The sequence below is a fragment of the Paenibacillus sp. 1_12 genome, assembly GCF_900114475.1.
GTDB lineage: Bacteria > Bacillota > Bacilli > Paenibacillales > NBRC-103111 > Paenibacillus_S.
In genome coordinates this window covers 1-5,631 of record NZ_FOTE01000055.1, presented here as the reverse complement: position 1 = coordinate 5,631, position 5,631 = coordinate 1, and the positions used below count along the sequence as shown (strand labels likewise).

Sequence of the window (5,631 nt, the reverse complement as noted above, 5' to 3'; positions counted from 1 at the left end):
ATATATTTTCACCGGTAACCCCTGACCTTCTTGTTGTCCACATTATCGCATGTGATTCGGGATCATCGTCCCAACCAGCCTAATCATGGTATAACAAGCAGGGGGGATGAACTGTATAGCTCTCGGGATCCAACTCCCACGGGCAGAAACGTTCGATCCCCGGCTACCGTTATCTTACGACCACACAAAAATGAGGTCTACCAGAAAGATCTGGTGACCTCATAATACGAACGGGTAGGATAGTTGATTAAAACGTAACTTTATCTTGAATCCCCTCCAGAATAATCGTATTCTCGAATTAAATAAAGTTGACAAAATATGGATACTATCATAAGTTTAGAAAGTTGATGAAAACTATTTTATAGAGGCAGATTCATCTAATCGAGTGTTAAAGGAGAAAATAAAATAATGTTAGAAACCGGAGATATTAACAATATCATCAAAAATCTTTATGAAAAAGGATTATTTGGTAAAAATATTATTGCGATAAAAAATAGGACTGGATCTACTGATGGGCATGTTTATATTCTTTCAGAGAACAACGAAGAAAAATACGTTTTAAAGATAGATCGCCCGCAACAAATTACCTTAGCTGAAGACTTTCTTAATACATATCGGCACATTATTCTTCTACCTAAAATTCTTTATACTGATCCTGAAAAGGCGTTTGTTGTGTATTCATATATTGCTGGTACAACTCATAAAAATCGTTGTTTAAAGATTAATTGGTTGACAATTTTAGCTAAAGAGTTATTCAATCAATACGAAAAATCACTTCAAACTGAAATGTGGGGAAGGATACAAAGACCAATTCAAACTTGGAGTGAATGGAATTATCGGAGTTTGGAGGGTACGAGAGATAATTGGGGTAGTCTTTTGACAGTTGAGGATTATGATAGAGTGAGATCAATTGTTGAAAACATATCGAATTGTGCAGAGCATGAATCCAGATATTTGCTATATAAGACGAACAAAAGAAACACACAGCCCGAGCGGAGAAAGCGGACCCTTCTGGAGAAACGAAGTGTTCGCCTATGCAGACGGATTCTTACCCCTATAGGGCCAAGAATAGAAAGAATCTGGCTGCAACAGCGATTGGAAGAAGGGTCTGCTTTCGCAGCTCCGCCTTGCTGTCATGATGTTTAGTTCATTTTATATACATGGAGATACTGGAATCCATAATTTTGTATTTCATGAACACTCACTAAAGGGTGTTATCGACCCTTCACCAATGATTGGTCCAATGCTATATGATTTTACTTATGCATTTTGCTCCTCACCAGATGATTTGAACTTAGAAACTTTAATTGCAACATTCACTTTACTCAATCATGAACCTGTAGAGAGATCAAGGCTTATTGAAGAAGTAATCTTTCAACTTTATTGCCGTATTGGGATCTGTATACAACTCCATCCACATGATTTGGAAGATTACTTAAAAGCGTGGGAATACTGGAAGTCACTTTACATTAATGATTCCTTGACTACATAATTTGTGGTTTTCCAAAAAGTTAACATAGCTCGAAATCATTTGGAATCACTACGCTAACGAGTAGGAATGATCGGTAGCCTCATTAAGCTATTGGGCAGATTAATGGAATTAGTCAGTAACGTTATTTGCTGCTAATGAAATGAGGAAAAACAGCGTAACCTTCGAACCTTAGGAAGTGTATAAAGGAAAAGTTAATGCAACCAATTTCATTTAATAATCGTTAATAAAAGATAATAAGTTCGTTGAAATGGAGAGGAGAGTTCAATTCATGAAAATAATTAAAAGTTGGGGAATAAGCTTTCTAATTGCAATCGTTGCGTCGATGACTATTAGAACATTTGTCGCAGAAGCTATGATTGTTCCGACTGGTTCGATGCTTCCAACCATTCAAATTAATGACCGATTAATTGTTGAGAAAATAATATGGATGGATGATTATCAGTTTGGTGATATTGTTGTATTTTATCCACCTATAACTGAGAAGGTTAATGAAAGGTATGTAAAGAGACTCATAGGAACTCCTGGTGATGTGATTGAAATTAAGAACGGGGCACTGATTCGTAATGGTGTAAAAGTATCCGAAACTTACTTAAACGAGCCAATTCGGTATGAATTTGGTCCGATTACTGTCCCCGAAAACAAATACTTTTTTTTAGGCGACAACCGTAATGATAGTTTCGACTCTCATTCGTGGACTACCCCTTTCGTGGATAAAGAAAGGTTGATAGGGAAGGTAGTTTTAAAAATTCCAACGCATTTAATTGATAAGAGGGATTTAAGGTAAGCTTTTTACTATCTTAGCTTCGCTCCGCTAAGGATTGGGAATGCAAGTCGGCCCGCCAAATGCTTAGCCTCTATTTGCTTCCGCATGAACTTGTCTCACTATCGGATGAGATCTTGTTGAAGCATCTAAGAGAAGCTGCAAAGCGCGGACTCGCCTAGGTCGCGTGAAGAGCCTGAAAGCAGCAGCCAGCCGCTCTGTAGGTATGAAACAAGGCACAGAGTTAGCTAAGGTGGAGCTTCAGTTGCTACTAACGCAGTATGAATATCTTCAAAGTAAGTTTTCAGAGCTTGATGTGAAACTTGACGAGCTCATGGAGCAAATCCCATATGTTCAGCAACTATTGGCGATCAAAGGGATGGGCCGAGATACGATAGCTGGATTCATCGCTGAGGTTGGCGACATCCACCAATACCGTCATCCCAAGCAGATCGTAAAGCTTGCAGGACTAAACTTAAAAGAAAACACATCGGGCAAACACAAAGGACAGACCAAAATTACGAAGCGAGGTAGGAAGCGACTTCGAGCCTTACTCTTTCGCGTCATCATGCCATTGGTTGCGAAAAACGGAGCATTTAAAGCCTTGCACGAGTATTACACCAAACGGCCGGATCATGAAAAAGGGACATGAATTCAGTGAAGAAAAAATGATGCAGGATATTCCTGGATTCAAGGAAGTACCACTAGCAGTATAGATGCAACAGCTTCTTCTTAGAAATTGAGGTTGTAACAAACAACAGACAACTAAAGCACGGATGAGTCGGAACGAAACTAACATACGGACGAAGATCCTGTCGGGCAGCATATCTGACCTCCACCTCATGGACAGGTTGAATGAAGGAATGTGGGAGCGTAGACTCTGTGAGACATGGGAGGGTTGACCACCATGAGCCAATGTGGAGATCCATAGGTGCAACCATACTTTACCGGAGAAACCATTTTTTACAGAGAAGTGGTCTAGGTGGAGATATTTTGCGCTTTTTGCAGCCCCATATTTTTCTTCATCTTTAATTTGTTTCCATGAAAAAGTGATCTGTTAAATAAGTAAAACATTGAAATTCTAAGAAAACATGAGCATCTAAGAGAAAAGTGATTCTTCATAGAGGGAGTATAGTTTAACAAAATGTGGAATTAATTAATATCGAATGGAGAAAGAGAGTTGTCACACTATGGACGACACATGAGAGCGTTCTATAACAATTACCTGGAATGGAAAAAGTGTTATCCGAGTATTTTGCATGGATTGGCAAGTTCAGAGAGTAGCAAACTTAATGGGTTCAGTTGGTAATGATGAGGGAGGGTAACGTTCAATGAAACTTTCGGACACAGATATGTCAATTCGAGTACATACACGGTCCGACACAGACAGAATTGTAACAATGATTAACCGCGACTCATTTCACATGATGAACGGAGTATCTGTAGCAGAGTTCGAACAAAATTTGGACGAACCAGATAGAAGAATCCGTGAGAATACTTTCGTTATTGAGATTGGCAGACTATCGTCGGTTATTTTTCATTGTGCTTCGTAGAACAAGAAATGCATATCGCCGTTGATTGTTTCGGGACAGTAGACGTGGATTGGCGTAGGCGTGGGATTGGTACAGCAATATTCAACTTCATATTTACCCGACTCAAAGGGATCGGGCGAGAAGATGCAAAGCCCATTCGCTTTAAACACCGTGCGCTCACGTGTATTCCTGGAGAAACCACTATTGGGGTCAACTTTGGAATGCAAGAGGAAAGTACCTTGGAGATACTCTGTTTGAAAAACATGGTTAACTTAAAGATCTTCAGCCAACTATTAGGATTTCAATTCCATCCCCCTACCCTTGAGGACGCAAATGCTTGGGCTGATATATATAATGAGGCATTCTGCAGTAACAAAAGCCAAGAGAGCGTAGTTCATGAATTCCAGGGAACTAATTTCTCTCCGAATCTGTATATCTTATGCACAAATGAAATTGGAAATCCTATTGGTCTTATTTCTTCGATTCTTAGAGGGACTCATGCTCGAATACCAACCATAGCTTTAAGGCGCGAGTGGCAAAAACGTGGTATTGGGAAAGTGCTGTTATCCGAAATTCTACATCGATTAAAACATTCAGGTGCTGATGATGTTAGGCTAACCGTAGATAGTAAAAACCACGCAGCGAAGTCGTTATATAACAAATTTGGTTTTCAACAAGAATATAATAGAATTAACTACGTTGCTACGTTTTTGCCTTTATAAAACTTAACTAAATTTATCTAACAGTAGAGCGTGGTGGAAAACGGCAACTAGTGTTGAACTAGTGGGCAGGAGAGTTTAATCTACGTTAGAACATTGCCTCCTTTCCTACAGCCATAAGGATAATTTGGTTATATCTAATTTCCACTTTTAAACATGGTATAATTTTCCATGTAGTGGGAATTTTCATGTTTATTTGGGGAGTGTTATTATGTTTAACTTTAAAAATACGACAACAGAAATTTCAAATAGTGGTATTGATACTGTTATTTTATCCGTAGGAGCAACAGAACAGTTTGGACCGTACTTACCGATGCATCTAGATACACTTATCGCAGAATTATATGCCGATGCTTATGGTAGAGAATTAAATGCTTATGTGTTACCAACAATCCCTTTTAATACATCTGAAGAACACGCCAATTTTAAAGGGACGGTTACGATAAGCCCCAATATCTTAACAGCCATGCTAGAAGATGTAATTATAAACCTGACAAGACAAGGGGTTACGAAGTTTTTGGTCTGCACAGGGCATGGTGGTTCATATTGGGAGAGTGCTTTTATCAAGAATATAAATTACAAATATCCGCAGATCATCTTAATCTCCGCAAATCATAATACGAATTTGGCTTGGGAAGCAGCAGTTGAAAAGGCAGGTTTACAGGGCTTAAACGAAATACATGGTGGTTTATTGTCCGTTTGTACAGCTATGTGGCTTTGTCCAGAACTGGTAAGAATAAATTCTATGGGTTCAGACATACCATCAGAAAATCGTCTTTATGCAGATTATCTAGGGTGGGGTAAACTTACTCAGGAAGGTTGTTGGGGAAAGTTTGAAGAAGGAATTTACTCACAAAAAGAACTTGCAGAAAAAGGAAAAATATTTTGGGAAACATTTATTACTAAAAGAACAGATGGTTTGAAGCAAACCTTGATGAGGGATACCGTAGAAAAACAGAAGCATGATTACGAACGATAGCTCAATAAACAAACCGCAACAAGGCTGCCGGCAGAAACCGGCAGCCTTGTTACGCTATACCAGCTAATAGCTTGTCAAGATTCCCAGTAAAATGAACCTAAATCATATGGTATTGTTAAATTAAGCATACTAAATAACCTACCAAGTCA

The 5,631-nt window shown here is 38.8% G+C and carries 6 protein-coding genes; all 6 read left to right on the top strand.

Features of this window, described 5'->3' with window-relative positions:
• Positions 1–408 precede the first annotated feature (408 nt).
• The 6 genes from BM210_RS34005 (at position 409) to BM210_RS33975 (ending at position 5,482) form a co-directional block, all read left to right on the top strand.
• Positions 409–1,146 (top strand): protein kinase family protein, encoded by a 738-nt coding sequence (locus tag BM210_RS34005; RefSeq protein WP_091177089.1) that lies wholly within the window; start codon positions 409–411, stop codon positions 1,144–1,146.
• Between the two features lie 614 nt (positions 1,147–1,760).
• A complete protein-coding gene (gene lepB, locus BM210_RS33995) occupies positions 1,761–2,276 on the top strand; it encodes a signal peptidase I (RefSeq protein WP_218185024.1) in 516 nt (171 codons plus the stop codon).
• 241 nt (positions 2,277–2,517) lie between these two features.
• Positions 2,518–2,904 (top strand): transposase, encoded by a 387-nt coding sequence (locus BM210_RS36500; RefSeq protein ID WP_371263586.1) that lies wholly within the window; start codon positions 2,518–2,520, stop codon positions 2,902–2,904.
• Between the two features lie 679 nt (positions 2,905–3,583).
• Positions 3,584–3,805, top strand: a complete 222-nt coding sequence (locus BM210_RS33985; RefSeq protein ID WP_091177087.1) for a hypothetical protein — start codon at positions 3,584–3,586, stop codon at positions 3,803–3,805.
• A 242-nt stretch (positions 3,806–4,047) separates the two neighbouring features.
• Positions 4,048–4,506, top strand: a complete 459-nt coding sequence (locus BM210_RS33980; protein WP_256224226.1) for a GNAT family N-acetyltransferase — start codon at positions 4,048–4,050, stop codon at positions 4,504–4,506.
• A 208-nt stretch (positions 4,507–4,714) separates the two neighbouring features.
• Positions 4,715–5,482: a creatininase family protein gene (locus BM210_RS33975; protein WP_091177085.1), complete on the top strand. Its 768-nt coding sequence runs from the start codon at positions 4,715–4,717 to the stop codon at positions 5,480–5,482.
• Positions 5,483–5,631: the final 149 nt, after the last annotated feature.